Annotated in this window: 16 protein-coding genes; 11 read left to right on the forward strand and 5 right to left on the reverse strand. The window is 68.1% G+C overall.

What is annotated here, in order from left to right:
* The first annotated feature begins 295 nt into the window (after positions 1 to 295).
* The 11 genes from mutM to B4A39_RS07645 all read left to right on the forward strand — a co-directional run bounded on the left by mutM (position 296) and on the right by B4A39_RS07645 (position 11271).
* Positions 296 to 1159 carry a bifunctional DNA-formamidopyrimidine glycosylase/DNA-(apurinic or apyrimidinic site) lyase gene (mutM, locus tag B4A39_RS07595; RefSeq protein WP_292035009.1) on the forward strand — a complete coding sequence of 288 codons (864 nt, stop codon included), beginning with the start codon at positions 296 to 298 and terminating at the stop codon, positions 1157 to 1159.
* A gap of 96 nt (positions 1160 to 1255) precedes the next feature.
* Positions 1256 to 1720 carry a hypothetical protein gene (locus tag B4A39_RS07600; RefSeq protein WP_292035012.1) on the forward strand — a complete coding sequence of 155 codons (465 nt, stop codon included), beginning with the start codon at positions 1256 to 1258 and terminating at the stop codon, positions 1718 to 1720.
* A 26-nt stretch (positions 1721 to 1746) separates the two neighbouring features.
* The gene (locus B4A39_RS07605; protein WP_292035015.1) at positions 1747 to 2235 is read left to right on the forward strand and encodes a hypothetical protein; all 489 of its coding nucleotides are present in this window, start codon (positions 1747 to 1749) and stop codon (positions 2233 to 2235) included.
* Positions 2235 to 2453, forward strand: coding sequence for a helix-turn-helix transcriptional regulator (locus B4A39_RS07610; RefSeq protein WP_292035017.1), 219 nt, complete (start codon positions 2235 to 2237; stop codon positions 2451 to 2453). Before B4A39_RS07605 ends, B4A39_RS07610 begins: the two co-directional genes overlap by 1 nt.
* Before the next feature lie 42 nt (positions 2454 to 2495).
* A complete protein-coding gene (locus B4A39_RS07615) occupies positions 2496 to 3281 on the forward strand; it encodes an enoyl-CoA hydratase (RefSeq protein ID WP_292035020.1) in 786 nt (261 codons plus the stop codon).
* Between the two features lie 133 nt (positions 3282 to 3414).
* On the forward strand, positions 3415 to 3684 hold the full coding sequence (rpsT, locus tag B4A39_RS07620; RefSeq protein ID WP_105562740.1) for a 30S ribosomal protein S20: 270 nt from the start codon (positions 3415 to 3417) through the stop codon (positions 3682 to 3684).
* Between the two features lie 517 nt (positions 3685 to 4201).
* Entirely contained in the window at positions 4202 to 5638 is a 1437-nt protein-coding gene (gene dnaA, locus B4A39_RS07625; protein ID WP_409449573.1) for a chromosomal replication initiator protein DnaA, read from the forward strand.
* A 178-nt stretch (positions 5639 to 5816) separates the two neighbouring features.
* Positions 5817 to 6935: a DNA polymerase III subunit beta gene (dnaN, locus tag B4A39_RS07630; RefSeq protein ID WP_292035025.1), complete on the forward strand. Its 1119-nt coding sequence runs from the start codon at positions 5817 to 5819 to the stop codon at positions 6933 to 6935.
* A 29-nt stretch (positions 6936 to 6964) separates the two neighbouring features.
* Positions 6965 to 8092 carry a DNA replication/repair protein RecF gene (recF, locus tag B4A39_RS07635; RefSeq protein ID WP_292035028.1) on the forward strand — a complete coding sequence of 376 codons (1128 nt, stop codon included), beginning with the start codon at positions 6965 to 6967 and terminating at the stop codon, positions 8090 to 8092.
* Between the two features lie 134 nt (positions 8093 to 8226).
* Positions 8227 to 10653 (forward strand): DNA topoisomerase (ATP-hydrolyzing) subunit B, encoded by a 2427-nt coding sequence (gene gyrB / locus B4A39_RS07640; protein ID WP_292035030.1) that lies wholly within the window; start codon positions 8227 to 8229, stop codon positions 10651 to 10653.
* 147 nt (positions 10654 to 10800) lie between these two features.
* Complete coding sequence (locus tag B4A39_RS07645) at positions 10801 to 11271, forward strand: peptidase S1 (protein WP_292035037.1); 471 nt, start codon at positions 10801 to 10803, stop codon at positions 11269 to 11271.
* A 4-nt stretch (positions 11272 to 11275) separates the two neighbouring features.
* Here the strand turns inward: B4A39_RS07645 and B4A39_RS07650 are convergent, their stop codons facing one another.
* The 5 genes from B4A39_RS07650 to B4A39_RS07670 form a co-directional block, all read right to left on the reverse strand.
* Complete coding sequence (locus tag B4A39_RS07650; RefSeq protein ID WP_292035038.1) at positions 11276 to 11569, reverse strand: HPr family phosphocarrier protein; 294 nt, start codon at positions 11567 to 11569, stop codon at positions 11276 to 11278.
* Positions 11566 to 11970 (reverse strand): PTS sugar transporter subunit IIA, encoded by a 405-nt coding sequence (locus B4A39_RS07655; protein WP_292035039.1) that lies wholly within the window; start codon positions 11968 to 11970, stop codon positions 11566 to 11568. The genes B4A39_RS07650 and B4A39_RS07655 overlap by 4 nt, the downstream gene beginning before the upstream one ends.
* Positions 11971 to 12078: 108 nt before the next feature.
* Complete coding sequence (locus tag B4A39_RS07660) at positions 12079 to 12510, reverse strand: HPr kinase/phosphorylase (protein WP_292035040.1); 432 nt, start codon at positions 12508 to 12510, stop codon at positions 12079 to 12081.
* Positions 12507 to 14117, reverse strand: coding sequence for an ATP-binding protein (locus tag B4A39_RS07665; protein WP_292035043.1), 1611 nt, complete (start codon positions 14115 to 14117; stop codon positions 12507 to 12509). The genes B4A39_RS07660 and B4A39_RS07665 overlap by 4 nt, the downstream gene beginning before the upstream one ends.
* Positions 14086 to 14790, reverse strand: coding sequence for a response regulator transcription factor (locus B4A39_RS07670; RefSeq protein ID WP_114818485.1), 705 nt, complete (start codon positions 14788 to 14790; stop codon positions 14086 to 14088). The genes B4A39_RS07665 and B4A39_RS07670 overlap by 32 nt, the downstream gene beginning before the upstream one ends.
* Positions 14791 to 14819: the final 29 nt, after the last annotated feature.

Consider the following 14819-nt stretch of genomic DNA (forward strand, 5'->3'; position numbering starts at 1 on the left):
ACACGGGTTGAGGGTGCGGCGCGTTGATTGGGGCCGGCGCCGGTCAACGCCGCTGATTTTCAGGGATTGGCGCTGCGGGATGTGAAAGCCCGCGCGTTTCCCTTCTCCCCTTGTGGGAGAAGGTGGCAGCCAAAGGCTGACGGATGAGGGGTCTCTCCACGCGTTGAATCGAGAGCCTTGGCCGCCGTCGCGCAACCCCTCATCCGGCCCTGCCGGGCCACCTTCTCCCGCAAGGGGAGAAGGGACGAGGAAGGCGTGGCTTCTCGGTTTGGGGCAGAAGGATTAGGCTTCCGCCATGCCTGAATTGCCCGAAGTCGAAACCGTGCGGCGTGGCCTGGAGCCGGTGCTGGAGGGGGCGCGGCTGACGATGACGCGTCAGAACCGGCCGGATCTGCGCTTTCCCTTCCCCGAGCGCTTCGTCGAGCGACTGGACGGCGCGACGGTGCTGCGGCTGGATCGGCGCGCCAAGTATCTGTTGTTCCCGCTGTCGACCGGCGAGACCTGGGTGACCCATCTGGGCATGACGGGGCGCTTCACCCTGGAGGGCGTGGCGCCGGGCGTGTTCGAGACCGATGCGCCGGTGGCGGGCAAGCACGAACATATGAGCCTGACGGCCGAGCGGGCCGGGGGGCTGACCCGGCTGGGCTACGCCGATGCGCGGCGGTTCGGCTTCATGGGGCTGATCCCGAGCGAGAGTGTGACGGGCCATGCCTGGTTCGCCGGTCTGGGGCCGGAGCCGCTGGGCAACGGCTTCTCCGCCGCCCATCTGGCTGAAGCGTTCTCAGGCAAGGCGCAGAACATCAAGGTCAGCCTGCTGGACCAGAGGATCGTGGCGGGGCTGGGCAACATCTACGTGTGCGAAGCCCTCTACCGGGCCCGTATCTCGCCGCTGACCCCGGCGGGCAAGGTCAGCCGACCCCGGCTGGAGCGGCTGGCGACCGAGGTGCGTCAGGTGCTGGCCGACGCCATCACGGCCGGCGGCTCGACGCTGAAGGACTTCGCCAATGTCGAGGGCGGGCAGGGCTATTTCCAGCATCGCTTCGACGTCTATGGCCGCGAGAACGCGCCGTGCCGGACCGAGGGCTGTTCCGGCGTGGTGGCGCGCGTGGTGCAAGGCGGGCGCTCGACCTTCTTCTGTCCGGTCTGCCAGAAGCGGTGATGTGTCGGGAAAATCCGACCTGATGTAAAAAATAATAGACATGATGTCTGCGGCGTGCGACATCGCCTCATCGCTTGGGATCAAGGAGAGGGCGCAATGTCGTTCAGGGAAAAACTGTCGTGGGGCGTGCTGCTGACCACGTCGGCGGTGTGGAGCTTCTATTTCGTGCGGCTGGGGCTGAGGGCGGCCGACGGCCTGCTGACCCAGGATCTGGTGCTGTGGACCATGGGGGTCTGCATCGGCTTCAGCGTGGCGGCCCATGTGGGCTTTTCCATTCTGGCGGCGGTCAGCACGTCGAAGGCGGAGCGGTCGGTGGTCGATGAACGCGAGCAGGGCGTAGCCTTGCGAGCCAGTCAGGCGGCGTTCCTGACCCTGAGCGCGGTGCTCGGCGGGCTGGCGGCCTTCGCCTATGTCTATGCGCGCAAGCATCCCGATCTGCTGGGTACGGAGCCCCTGGCGGCGGCCATGCTGCTAGCGGCCAATGGCGTGATCCTCGCCCTCGCCCTGTCCGAGGTGGTGCGTCACGCCACCCAGATCACCCTGCTGCGCCGGGTCGGCTGACAGTCGGCCTCGAATAGGAGCGTGTGATGACGTTTCGCGAAAAGCATCTGTGGGTGGCCATCATCGCCGGGCTGGCGGTCTGGGGCGCCTATGGCTGGAAGTTTACAGAGCGGGTGCTGGCCGGGGGATTGAGGCAGGCCGATTTCGCGGCTGACATGGGCGGGTTGTTCGTCCTCGGCCTGATCGCGGTGGTGGTGCTGGAGATGGGGCTGACGGCGCTGGCCCGCCTGACCACGTCCAGGGCCGAGCGCCGGGCGCGCGACGAGCGCGAGGGTCTGGCGACGCTGCAGGCCAGCCATGTCTCGCTGATGCTGCTGATCGGCCTGCTGGTGACGGTCGCGGCGGTCGCCTACGGGATCGGCTTCTGGGGCGCCGCCCATCCCGAGCGGCTGGCGCGGTGGATGATCCCCGGCAATGGTCTGGTGCTGGCGGCCAATGCGGTGCTGGGCTGCATCATGGCGTCGGAGCTGGCGCGCTGGGCCCTGTCCCTGGCCCTGCTGAAGCGGGGGCGGTGATGGGCAAGGCCCCCCCTCCTATAAGGAACCGCATCCGCGAACTGCGCTTCCACGCCGAGGAGATGACCCAGGCCGATCTGGCCGCGCGCATCGGCATGACCCGCCAGACCATCGTGGCCATGGAGCAGGGCAAGTATTCGCCCAGCCTGGAGGCCGCCTTCCGCATCGCCCAGGTCTTCGGCGTCGAGATCGGCGAGGTGTTCCAGTGGGAGGGCTGAGGCGCTAGACCTCCTCCGAACAGATATAGTGAGGAGCGCCTGATGGCCGACGCCTATTCCACCCTGCTGATCGAACGTCACGCCGACGGCTATGCGGTCGTGACCCTGAACCGGCCCGAGGCGCTGAACGCGCTGAACACCACCCTGACGGGCGAGCTGGGCGACTTTCTGGAGAGCGTGGCCGACGACGACGGCGTGCGTTGCGTGGTCCTGACCGGGTCGGTCAAGGCCTTCGCGGCCGGCGCCGACATCAAGGAGATGGCGGATCAGGCCTATGCCGACATGTATCGCGGCAACTTCTTCGCCCGCGCCCACGACCGGGTGGCTGGGTTCAGGAAGCCGATCATCGCGGCGGTGTCGGGCTATGCCCTGGGCGGCGGCTGCGAGCTGGCCATGCTGTGCGACTTCATCATCGCCTCGGAGACGGCGAAGTTCGGCCAGCCCGAGATCAACCTGGGCGTGGCGCCTGGCATCGGCGGTTCGCAGCGCCTGACCCGCGCCGTGGGCAAGTCGAAGGCGATGGACATGTGTCTGACCGGGCGGATGATGGACGCGGCCGAGGCCGAGCGCGCGGGTCTGGTGTCGCGGGTGGTGGCGTCCGACGCCCTGCTGGACGAGGCGCGGGCCGCGGCGGCCAAGATCGCCGGCCAGTCGATCCTGGCGGTCATGGCCAACAAGGAGCTGGTCAACGCCGCCTTCGAGACGACCCTGACACAAGGGGTGGTGTTCGAGCGCCGCCTGTTTCACTCCCTGTTCGCCTTCGAGGACCAGAAGGAGGGGATGTCGGCCTTCGTCGAGAAGCGCAAACCCGCCTTCACGGGGCGCTGAAACCCAGGCCCTGATTCAATTCCGGCCGTGTCGCGTTGACCGGCCGGAGCCTTTCCGCTATAGCCGCCCGCTCTTGAGATTTCCTCGCCGTGGACGTGGGTTCGCGGCGTTTTCGTTCGAAGGTTTTTACCCGATGGCCAACAATGCAGGCGCCCGCAAGGCGATCCGCAAGATCGAAGCGCGGACCGAAGTGAACAAGGCCCGCCGCACCCGCGTTCGCACCTACCTGCGCAAGTTCCAGGAAGCCCTGACGGGCGGAGACGTCGAAGCCGCCAAGAGCGCCTTCATCACGGCTCAGTCGGAACTGATGCGCGCCGTGTCGAAGGGCGTGGTTCACAAGAACACCGGCTCGCGCAAGGTTTCGCGCCTGGCCGCCCAGCTGAAGAAGCTGTCGGCCGCCTGATTTAGGCGGCGTCGGGACGGGCTTTCACGCCTTTGTCAAACGACGTCATCTAACGCGTCCGGATGACCCGTAACGGGGTTGTCGCAAGAAAATCTAGCGATTTCAACGGCGAGGGCGCGCAAGCTCCCTCGCCGTCTTGCTGTCTGGTGCTAAGTGCACGAGGGAATCCGGGGCTCGGAAATGGGGCGAAATCGCCATTTTCTCAAGCGCCGCCGAGGTTTGCCGGAGTCAAACAATTTAAGTGCGAATCTCGACTCGAATCAGCGTTGATCTCCGCCGCGCGGCGCGTAAGTTCGAGGGGTAACGCACTTCCATCCAGTCTGGATTGAAGGCGAGGGAAATCAAAGGTTTCCCTCGGCGGGAGATGTCTGTCTGTGAGTACGACCCCACTCGCGAAGCCTGGCTTCGCGGGGCAGGAGAAGTCGTCCCGGATCGGCGTGTTCGAAGGGCGTTCGTTCGGTGGACTAACTATTCTGGCGGGTGTCTGAGAATGATCGGGGGCGCACTAATGACGGGCATGACGGATCCTGACCGTATCTGGAACGAGGCGGCGGGCCGCCTGAAGACCGAGATCGGCGACGGGCCCTTCAGCAGCTATATCGCGCCCTCGGCCGTGCGTCTGGATGCGAACGGCAATCTGATCCTGGTGACGCCCACCGCCTATGCGCGGGACTGGGTGCGCAAGAACGCCCTGCGTCGCATGAACGAGCTGTGGCTGGGCCTGGACGGCCTGTCGCGCCGACTGGACGTGCGCTGCCGCGCCGAGGTGGGCTCGCCCGCCCCGGCCACCGCCTTCCCGGCCGGCGAGGCGCCGCGCCTGGCCTCGGTCGGCGGCGTGGTCGCCCCCGCCTCCGTCATGGCGCCGGCCGCGTCCGCCTTCGCCCCCTCGACCGACGGCGCCCGCGCCGTGCGCGCCGCCGGCCTGCAGGAGCGCCTGACCTTCGACAGCTTCGTCGAGGGCCAGGGCAACGCCTTCGCCCTAGCCATCGCCAAGCAGGTCGCCAGCTGGGCCGACGGCCATTTCAACCCGGTCTTCTTCTGCGGCCCCTACGGCTACGGCAAGACCCACCTGCTGAACGCCATCGCCTGGGAGGCGCAGCGCCTGCGCCCCGACGCCAAGGTGGTCTATCTGACCGCCGAGCGTTTCCTGTCGACCTTCGTGCGGGCCATGCAGGACCGCTCGACCGCGGCCTTCAAGGAGAGCCTGCGTTCGGCCGACATGCTGCTGCTGGACGACGTCCAGTTCGTCGGCGGCAAGACCTCGACCCAGGAAGAACTGCTCAACACCCTGACCTCGCTGATCGAGGACGGCAAACGCATCGTCCTGTCGGCTGACCGCGCCCCGACCGCCCTGACCGATGTCGAGCCGCGCCTGCGCAGCCATCTGGCCGCCGGCCTGACCTGCCCGGTCGAAGCCGCCGACCGCAGTCTGAAGGTCGCTGTGGCCCAGTCGCGTCTGAACGCCCTGGCCAGGCTGGGCGTCGTCTCGGGCGAGGCGCGCGCTGATGTTCTGGAACACCTGGTGGACCGCACCCCCGGCTCGATGCGCGAGCTGGAAGGCGCGGTGAACACCCTGGCCGCCGTCGCCGGCGCCCGCCTGTCGACCCTGACGGTCGATGAGGCGCAGAGCCTGCTGGGCGTCGCCCTGCGCGGCGGCCCCGAGCGCCGCATCACGGTGGACGAGATCCAGAAGACGGTCGCCGACCACTTCAACCTGAAGCAGGCCGATCTGCTGAGCGAGCGCCGCACCCGCGCCATAGCCCGCCCGCGCCAGATCGCCATGTATCTGTGCAAGCAGCACACCACCCGCTCCTATCCCGACATCGGCCGTCGCTTCGGCGGACGCGATCACACGACCGTCCTGCACGGCGTGCGCAAGATCGAGGAGCTGATGCCCAAGGAAGACCAGATCGCCCGCGACGTGGAGGCCCTGACGCGCAAGCTGCGCGGCTAGGAAGGGAGCGGCGCGCAAACTGCGCGGCCAGGCGTTTCGTCCACGGCGCGCCTGTGGATAGCGGGGGCAGACGTCTGAGGATGTCGGCCCCCCGTTGCCCCCGCCGCTCAATGCGCTAGTGTTCCAGCCCATCCTTACGGCGACGCTGCTGACGGCGTCGCGGCCCGGGCGAGACCACATGCAGCTGACCATCGAACGTTCCGCGCTCCTGAAAGCCCTCGGGCACGTTCAGAGCGTGGTCGAGCGCCGCAACACCATTCCGATCCTGTCGAACGTGCTGCTGAGCGCCGGGCGCGACCGCCTGTCCTTCGCCGCCACCGACCTCGACATGGAGATGGTCGACGAGGCCGAGGCCCAGGTGAACGTCGAGGGCCAGATCACGGCCCCGGCCCACACCCTGTATGAGATCGTCAAGAAGCTGCCGGACGGCGCCGAGGTCTCGCTGACCTATTCGGGCGACGATCCGCGCCTGGTGATCTCGGCCGGGCGTTCGCGCTTCAACCTGCCGGTGCTGCCGGCGGGCGACTTCCCGGTCATGTCGACGGAAACCTCGGGCGCGCGCTACAGCCTGCCCAAGGAAGATCTGGCGCGCCTGATCGACAAGACCCGCTTCGCCGTCTCGACCGAAGAGACGCGCTATTATCTGAACGGCCTCTACCTGCACACGGTGGCCGAGGGCGGCATTCCGCTGCTGCGCGCCGTGGCCACCGACGGTCACCGCCTGGCCCTGGCCGAGACCCCGGCGCCGGAAGGCGCGGCGGGCGGCCCCGGCGTCATCGTGCCCCGCAAGACCGTCGATCAGGTCCGTCGTCTGCTGGACGACGGAAACGGTCCGGTCGAGGTCCAGGTCTCGGTCCAGAAGATCCGCTTCGAGTTCGGCCAGGCCAGCCTGACCTCCAAGGTCATCGACGGCGCCTTCCCCGACTATCTGCGCGTCATCCCCAAGGGCAATGACAAGCAGGCCGACATCGACAACGCCCTCTTCTCCAAGGCCGTCGACCGCGTGGCCACCATCTCGGCCGAGAAGAGCCGCTCGGTGAAGCTGGCCTTCGACAACGACCGGGTGAAGCTGACCGTCCGCAACATGGAAGCCGGTCAGGCCGAGGAAGAGGTCGAGATCGGCTATTCCGAAGAGCCCTTCGAGATCGGCTTCAACGCCCGCTACCTGCTGGACGTCGCCGGCCAGATCACCGGCGAGACCGCCCACTTCAAATTCGCCGACCCGGCCAGCCCGACCCTGGTGCTCGACCCGGCCGACGTGGGCGTGCAGTACGTGCTGATGCCGCTGCGGGTGTGATTCTGCGCGTCATACCCTAAGGAGGGGGCGTGATCCGCTCCCTCGCCCTCACCGATTTCCGTTCCTATGCGGGCGCCAGCCTGCCGGTTTCCGGCGGGGCTGTGGTGCTGCATGGGCCGAACGGGGCGGGCAAGACCAATCTGCTGGAGGCGATCAGCCTGCTGACCCCGGGCAAGGGCTTACGCGGAGCGACGGCGCAGGAGATGGGGCGGCGCGAGCCGGGCGAGGCCGTGGGGCGAGCCTGGGCGGTCATGGTCACCCTGGATGAGGCGGGCGAAGAGGTGCGTCTGGGCACGGGGGTGCAGACGCCGGGGGCGGCCAGGCGCATCGTCCGCATCGACGGCGAGACGGCCCCGCCGGGACGGCTGCTGGACCATCTGCGCCCGGTCTGGGCCACGCCTGAGCAGGACCGGCTGTTTTCCGACGCGCGGGCGGGGCGCTTGCGGTTTTTCGACCGGCTGGTGTTTGCGGCCGATCCCGACCATGCGGCGACCGTCTCGACCTATGAAAAGGCCCTGCGCGAGCGGTTGCGGCTGCTGACCGACGGGGCGGAAGGTCGCCCTGCCGATCCCCTGTGGCTGGATGCGCTGGAGGCCCGGCTGTCCGAAGCCGGGGCGCGGGCCGCCCTGGCGCGGACGCGGGCGCTGGTCGCGCTTCAGGCGGGCATCGACGCGCGCGACGATCGGCCCTTCCCCCAGGCCGATCTGGGTCTGACCGGCCCGGCCGAGGAAATGGCGGCGGCGGGGGCGGACGAGGCCGATGTCGTGGGAATGCTGGGCGAAGGCTTCGTTCGGGCGCGGGGGCGCGATGCGGCGGCCGGACGGTCGCTGTTCGGACCGCATCGTTCGGACCTGACCGCCATCCACCGCGAAAAGAACCGGCCCGCCGCCGAGGGGTCCTCGGGCGAGCAGAAGGCTCTGGTGCTGAACCTGATCCTGGCCCAGGTCGGGCGTCTTGCTGGGCAGCGCGCCCAGCCCGTCTTGCTGCTGGACGAGGCTCCGGCTCATCTGGACGAGGCGCGCCGCGCCGCCCTGTTCGACGAGATCGAAGCCCTGGGATTGCAGGCCTTCATGACCGGCACCGAGCGCAGCCTGTTCGCCGCCCTGGAGGGCCGGGCGCATTTCGTGACGGTGGAGGGCGGCGGCCTGTCCGTCTGACCCTAAAGGCTCGCTTTTCCCGTCGAATTTCCTATATGTTGGCGGTGTCGGGGCGTGGTGATTTGCGACCTGACGCGGACGGCTGAGCGGCCGTCTTTTCCCTGTCCGTCCGCGGACCCTGAGCCGACGTTTTCATGACCGACCAGACTGACGCCTCGCCGGAATACGGCGCTGATTCCATCAAGGTTCTCAAAGGCCTGGACGCGGTGCGCAAGCGCCCCGGCATGTATATCGGCGACACCGACGACGGCTCTGGCCTGCACCACATGGTCTATGAGGTGGTGGACAACGCCATCGACGAGGCCCTGGCCGGTCACGCCGATCTGGTGACGGTCACCCTGAACGAGGACGGCTCGGTCACCGTGACCGACAACGGGCGGGGCATCCCCACCGCCATCCACGCCGAGGAAGGCGTGTCCGCCGCCGAGGTCATCATGACCCAGCTGCACGCCGGCGGTAAGTTCGACCAGAACTCCTACAAGGTGTCCGGCGGTCTGCACGGCGTGGGCGTGTCCGTGGTCAACGCCCTGTCCGACTGGCTGGAGCTGGTCATCTATCGCGAGGGCAAGAAGCACAGCGTCCGCTTCGAGCGCGGCGAGACGGTGCGTGCGCTGGCGGTCATCGGCGACGCGCCCATGCGCGAGGACAAGGGCCGTCTGCTGACCGGCACCGAGGTCACCTTCTATCCGTCGGTCACGACCTTCAGCCACATCGACTTCGACCTGAAGACGCTGGAGCACCGCCTGCGCGAGCTGGCCTTCCTGAACTCGGGCGTGGTCATCCAGCTGGCGGACCATCGCGGCGCCGAGCCGGTCGAGATCATGCTGCACTATGAGGGCGGCGTCGAAGCTTTCGTGCGCCACCTCGACAAGTCCAAGACCCCGATCCTCAAGGACGTCATCGTCATTCGCGGCCAGAAGGACGGCATCGAGCTGGATCTGGCCCTGTGGTGGAACGACAGCTACCACGAGACCATGCTGTGCTTCACCAACAACATCCCGCAGCGGGATGGGGGCACCCACCTGTCGGCCTTCCGCGCCAGCCTGACCCGCGTCATGGGCAGCTATATCGAGAGCTCGGGCCTGGCCAAGAAGGAGAAGGTCGCGCCGACCGGCGAGGACGCCCGCGAAGGCCTGACCTGCGTCCTGTCGGTCAAGGTGCCGGACCCCAAGTTCAGCTCGCAAACCAAGGACAAGCTGGTCTCGTCCGAGGTGCGTCCGGCGGTGGAGAACCTCTGCTCCGAGGGGCTGTCGCAATGGTTCGAGGAACACCCGGTCGAAGCCAAGCTGATCGTGTCCAAGATCATCGAAGCCGCCTCGGCGCGTGAAGCCGCCCGCAAGGCGCGCGACCTGACCCGCCGCAAGTCGGCGCTGGAGATCTCGAGCCTGCCCGGCAAGCTGGCCGACTGTCAGGAACGCGATCCGGCCAAGTCCGAACTCTTCATCGTCGAGGGCGATTCCGCCGGCGGCTCGGCCAAGCAGGCGCGCAACCGCGAGAACCAGGCCGTCCTGCCCCTGCGCGGCAAGATCCTGAACGTCGAACGCGCGCGCTTTGACCGGATGCTGTCGTCGGAACTGATCGGCACCCTGATCCTGGCTCTGGGCACCGGCATCGGCCGCGACGATTTCAACGCCGACAAGCTGCGCTATCACAAGATCATCCTGATGGCCGACGCCGACGTCGACGGCGCCCACATCCGCACCCTGCTGCTGACCTTCTTCTATCGTCAGATGCCGGAGCTGATCGAACGCGGCCACGTCTACATCGCCCAGCCGCCGCTCTATAAGGTGTCGAAGGGCAAGCAGCATCGCTACGTCAAGGATCAGGCGGAGATGGACGCCTACCTGATCGAGGAAGGCTGCGCCGACGCCGAGCTGGACCTGTTCAACGGCGAGCGCCGCATGGGTCTGGACCTGCAGGCCCTGGTGCGTGAGGCCAAGGCCTTCAAGGCCCTGGTCGATCGTCTGGCCGCTCGCGCCCCGGCCTTCGCCATCGAGCAAAGCGCCCTCGCCGGCCTGTTCACCGAGAGCGGCGAACTGGAGGCGCGCGCCGCCGCTGCGGCCGACCGCCTGAACCTCTATGCCGAGGAAGGCGACGGCCCCTGGTCCGGCGATCGCGCCGAGCAGGGCGGGGTGGTGTTCAGCCGCATCCGTCGCGCCGTCAGCGAAACCATTGTTCTGGACGAACAACTGGGCCGCTCGCTGGACGCCCGTCGTCTGGCCGAACGCGCCGCTGTCTTCGAGGGCCTGTTCGACCAGCCGGGCGTCTATCGCCGCAAAGACAAGTCGACGACGATCCGCGGACCCCTGGACCTGCTGAACGCCGTGCTGGACGCCGGCAAGAAGGGCATGGCCATCCAGCGCTACAAGGGCCTGGGCGAGATGAACCCCGAGCAGCTGTGGGAGACGACGCTGGACGTCAACGCCCGCACCCTGCTGCAGGTCAAGGTCGAGCATGGCGACGACGCCGACGACCTGTTCGCCAAGCTGATGGGGGATGTGGTGGAACCCCGCCGCGAGTTCATCCAGGACAACGCCCTGGACGCCGCCGTCGACGTCTGACCGGGCGCTGGGTCTTGGTCCTTTGATCGGGCGGATTGTGGCTCGATCATGACTTTTTCGTGTTCTGCTTGCGGCGTCTTGACGCACGGCAAGCTTGGCCGCATCCCTACCGATGTTCGGCGAAGCTTGTAGCGGGCGGAGGAAGTCGTGAAAGATCTGATCCTGGCGGGCGCGGTCGTTTTGGCCGTCTCGCCCATCTGTTCAGGGGCGCTGGCGCAGGACCCCGCCAAGACCGCCACCTATGGCGAGATCGTGCTGAGGGCTGGGTTCACCCCGGACCCCTATCGCGTATCGGTGACCGCCGGGGGCGCGATTGACGCCTATGTGGACACGCCCCTGCCGGCGGTCTGCGTCGGCAATGTCGCGGACGCCCCGGATTTCGAGGTGACCTATGAGGCGGGGCGGTTGCCGCTGGTGTTCCGCACCCTGTCGTCGGTGGACACGACCCTGATCGTCAACGGACCGGACGGCGGCTGGTCCTGCGACGACGACAGCTATGGCGACGGCGACGCCCAGGTGCGGTTCGACAAGCCGCGCACCGGCACCTACGACGTCTGGATCGGCACCTTCGGCGGAGGGACGGCCAGCGCCACCCTGCTGATCACCGAGACGCCCTAGACGCCTACTGGTCCTCGTCGAACTTGCGGGCGACCAGGTCGCTGAGGGCTTCGATGGCCTCGGCGGCGTCGGGGCCATCGGCCTCGATGTCGACGCCGCAGCCGATCCCCGCGCCCAGCATCAGCAGGCCCATGATCGAACGCGCGTCCACGGTCACGCCGTCGCGGGTGACGCGGATCTCGGACTCGAAGCTGGAGGCCAGCTTGACGAACTTGGCCGAGGCCCGCGCGTGCAGGCCGCGCTGGTTGCAGATGCCGACGGTGACCTGGATCGGTCCCTGAACGGGGGCGTCGGTCATTTCTCGCCCGCCAGAACCCAGGACGCCACCGAGATGTATTTGCGTCCTGCATCCTGGGCGTGGGCCACACAGGTCTCCAGGCTCTCGCGCCCGCGCACGCTGGCCAGCTTGATCAGCATGGGCAGGTTCAGGCCGGCGATGACCTCGGCATGGGTCTGTTCCATCACCGAAATCGCCAGGTTGGAGGGGGTGCCGCCGAACATGTCGGTCAGCAGGATCACGCCGTCGCCGTCGTTCACGGCGGCGGCCGCGTCGACGATGTCGCGGCGACGCCGCTCCATGTCGTCTTCGGGGCCGATGCAGATCGCGGCCACGCCCCTTTGAGGGCCGACCACGTGCTCCATCGCCGCCAGGAATTCGGAGGCCAGGCCCCCGTGGGTGACGATCACCAGCCCGATCATGAAGGCTTCACCAAGACAATACGCCCCGCGCTTCTGCTCCCAGCGGACGCCCTTGGGACGACCAGACTGATCTGCAAGCCGGCCTTCATAGGCCAATCGCGCGCCGGTTCAAAGAGCGGCGAACGCAGTTGCGACCACCTGACCCGCAGAGGCCGGGCGGGGGTCGAGGCGCAGGCGGGGAATCGCGACCCCCTCCCAGGTCCAGGTCGCGGCTTCCGGCAGGCGTTCGACGGCGTCATGCGTGCATTGAACGGCCAGGACGATCCGGGCCATCGATTGCTGCGGAACGCGGACGATGCCCAGGCCGCGCACCTCTATCCGCCCCGCGATGGTGGGCGGCGCCGCGCCGTAGAGCGCGCCGTTCGACACCCAAATATGGGTCCAGTCGTCGGCGACCAGGCGCCACCCCTCGGCGATCAGCCGCAGGGCCAGATCGCTCTTGCCGGCGCCCGAAGGCCCCTGGATCAGGACGCCGCGCCAGCCGGCGGGCGTGTGGCGGGCCACGGCGGTCGCATGGAGGGGCTGCAGGGAAGGGCTCACGGGCGTCGTCCAGCCAGGGGCAGAAGGACTTCGAAACGGGCGCCGACGACGTCGCCGGCCTCATCCACACGGTTCTCGGCATGGACCCGTCCGCCGTGGGCGTCGATGATCTGACGCACGATCGACAGACCCAGGCCCGAGTTGGCCCCGAAGGCCGTGCCCTTGGGCCGGGAGGTGTAGAAGCGCTCGAACACCGTCTCGAGGTTGTCCGCCGGAATGCCGGGGCCGTCGTCCTCGACCCGGATACGCAGCGGCAGATCGGCGCGGCTGTCGTCGCGCTCCAGCCGGACGCGGACCTCGCCGTCGGGCGGACTGAACGAGCGGGCGTTGTCGATCAGGTTGCGGAACACCTGGCCCAGAGGAATGTCGCGACCCAGGACGCGCGCGGCCTCCGCCGTCGAGGCGAAACGGACCACCGCCTCGCCCGGCTTCTGACTGCCGTCGTAGACCGCGACGATGTCGCCCAGCAGTTCGTTCAGGTCGATCAGGCGCGGCCGGTCGCGCGACAACTCGGCGTCCAGGCGCGAGGCGTTGGAGATGTCGGTGATCAACCGGTCGAGACGCCGCACGTCCTGCTGCAACAGGTTGGTCAGGCGCGCCCTCTGCTCATCGGTCTTGACCAGGGGCAGGGTCTCCAGCGCCGAGCGGATGGAGGTCAGCGGGTTCTTGATCTCGTGGCTGACGTCGGCGGCGAAGCGCTCGATGGCGTCCATCCGCGTCGACAGGGTGTCGGTCATCGACTCCAGGGCGCGGGCCAGGTCGCCGATCTCGTCCTTGCGGTCCTCGAGGTCGGGTAGAGAGATGGCGCGGGCGCGTTGCAGGCGCACCTGATCCGCCGCCGCCGACAGTCGCATGACCGGGCGAGCCACGAACATGTGCAGCACCAGGGCCGACAGCAGGTTCACGGCCAGGGCGACCAGGGCGAAGGGCGTCAGGGCCCGGCGCTGGGCGGCCAGGGTCTCGTCGACGTCGCCGGCCTCCAGCGTCAACACGCCGAGCACCTGCTGGACGTGGCGGACGGGCAGGGAGACGGAAACGACGCGGTCGCCGTCCTCGTTGCGGCGGATGTCGGCCTGGGGGACGCCCTGGAGGGCGCGCTCGACCTCGGCGGACAACTCGGCGTTGGCCCGGCTCAGCCGCATCTCTTCGCGCGGCGTCGGCTCGTCGGAGGCGACCGGCGTGCCAGCGGGCCGGGCCGGCGGCAGGCCTTCGCCGGGGATGGCGTCGGTGACGGCGTAGCTGTCCGAGACCAGCAGGCCGTCCTGATCGTAGAGGCGCGCCCGCTGGCCGGCGGGGATGAAGTTGTCGCGCAGCCACAGGCCCGCCGGTCCGGGCTCCAGCATGGGATAGGGCTCGCCGCGCGTGATGCCCAGCTCGCCCAGCACGTTGGCCAGAAGTTCGGCCTGGACCGACAGGGATTCCTGACGCGCCTCGATCAGGCCGCGCTTCCATTCGTTCAGGGCCAGGGCGCCGCCGAACAGGATCAGCAGGCTGAGCAGGTTGAGAGCCAGGATGAAGCCGCCGAGGCGCGATCCGCCGAAGCGGAATCGGCGCTGCGGCCGGCTGTCCTCGATCTCAGCTTTCGCGGTAGCGGTAACCGACGCCATACAGGGTCTCGATCGCGTCGAACTCGGGATCGACCACCCGGAACTTCTTTCGCATCCGTTTGACGTGGCTGTCGATGGTGCGGTCGTCGACATAGACCTGATCGTCGTAGGCGGCGTCCATCAGGCTGTCGCGGCTCTTCACGAAGCCGGGGCGTTGGGCCAGGGCCTGAAGCAGCAGGAACTCGGTGACGGTCAGCTTGACCGGCTTGCCTTCCCAGGTGCTCTCGTGGCGGGCGGGGTCCATCGACAGCTTGCCGCGCTTGATGGCCTTACCGGCGGCTTCCGCCGCGGTCTCGACCTCGCCGCCGTCCGCGCCCGTGCGGCGGAGCAGGGCCTTGACGCGTTCGATCAGCAGGCGCTGGCTGAAGGGCTTGTGGATGTAGTCGTCGGCGCCGAGGTTGAAGCCGAGGATCTCGTCGATCTCCTCGTCCTTGGACGTCAGCATGATGACCGGAATCTGCGAGGTCTGACGCAGGCGGCGCAGCACCTCCATGCCGTCCATGCGCGGCATCTTCACGTCCAGGATGGCCAGGTCCGGCGGCGTCGTCTCGAGCGCTTCCAGGCCCGAGGCGCCGTCGTGATAGGCCGTGACCTTGTGGCCGTGGCTTTCGAGGGCCAGGGACACGGAGGCGACGATGTTCTCGTCGTCGTCGACCAGAGTGATGTTGGCCAAGGGCTTCTCCTGAGTGCGGGCGGCGGCGG

The organism is Brevundimonas sp. UBA4553 (assembly GCF_002387245.1).
GTDB lineage: Bacteria > Pseudomonadota > Alphaproteobacteria > Caulobacterales > Caulobacteraceae > Brevundimonas.